The sequence below is a fragment of the Vibrio sp. OPT46 genome (genome assembly GCF_015163535.1).
GTDB classification, from domain to species: domain Bacteria; phylum Pseudomonadota; class Gammaproteobacteria; order Enterobacterales; family Vibrionaceae; genus Vibrio; species Vibrio alginolyticus.
In genome coordinates, this window is the sequence record NZ_JADDYG010000054.1 from 32,218 (window position 1) to 33,366 (window position 1,149).

Genomic DNA, 1,149 nt, shown 5'->3' on the forward strand with positions numbered 1-1,149 from the left:
TGATGGCGTGGAAAATCGCCAAAGGTTTGTATCTTGTACCGCTACTTATTGCCTATACAGGCTTGGTCAGTTGGGATGTGACGTCGGTAATTACCGTAGGCTTCTTTGCCATCATCGGTACCTATGCATTGATTGGTGCGATTGAAGGCTACTTGGAAGGTCCTCTAAACATTCTGACGCGTCTCTTGTTGGTAGTGGTGGGTACATTGCTGGTTTGGCACGATATCCCAATGTTGGTTCGTGTGGCAAGCTGTGCGGTATTTGTCGCGGTGTTCATTTACAGTGGTCGCAAGTTCAAATTGCAACAATCTCAACTATCGGTTTTATAAGAGGTCGTATGAAATCAGTCTATGACTACATCATTGTTGGTGGCGGTATCGTTGGTGTGTCGACAGCATGGCAACTACAGCAACGTCATCCAGACAAATCCATTTTATTGGTTGAGAAAGAGTCCGGTTTTGCCAAGCACCAAACCGGACACAATAGCGGCGTGATTCATGCTGGGGTGTACTACGCTCCGGGCAGCTTAAAAGCGGATTTTTGTAAGCGTGGGGTAGAGCGAACCATTTCGTTCTGTGCTGAGCACGATATTCCGGTGGAGAACTGTGGCAAGTTATTGGTTGCGACCAATGAGCAAGAAGTCGAACGCATGAATGCCCTCTATGAGCGCTGCCATGTCAACGGCATCGACGTAAAGCTACTCGATGAAGTTCAACTCAAACTGGCTGAGCCAAACATCACTGGCTTGGGTGCGATTTATGTCAAAACCACTAGCATTGTTGATTATCGTTTGGTCACTGAGCAGATGGCGGAAGAGTTCAAAAAGCTCGGCGGTCAAATCAGCCTGAGAACCAAAGTGGTGGCTGCCGAAGAGAAGGATGAAGAAGTCCAACTGACCTGCATTTCAGACGGTCAAACGATGCAGCTTAATACCAAGTTCTTGGTTACTTGCAGTGGCTTGATGGCGGATCGCATGACTAAGATGATGTCTATTCCGACCGATTTCCAAATCATCCCTTATCGTGGTGAATACTACCGCTTAGATAGCAAACACGACCGAGTGGTGAATCATCTTATTTATCCAATTCCAGACCCTGATTTGCCATTCTTGGGCGTCCACCTGACTCGCATGATTGATGGCAGTGTGAC

At 47.3% G+C, this 1,149-nt stretch carries 1 protein-coding gene and 1 pseudogene; both read left to right on the forward strand.

The genetic code is table 11. The annotated features are described in order from the left end of the window. Positions 1-329 (forward strand): annotated as a pseudogene (locus IQR33_RS32150) (TRAP transporter permease); the annotation flags it as partial. 8 nt (positions 330-337) lie between these two features. Continuing rightward, positions 338-1,149 (forward strand): L-2-hydroxyglutarate oxidase (lhgO, locus tag IQR33_RS02705; protein WP_193843490.1); only part of this gene is annotated, 812 nt, incomplete at its 3' end.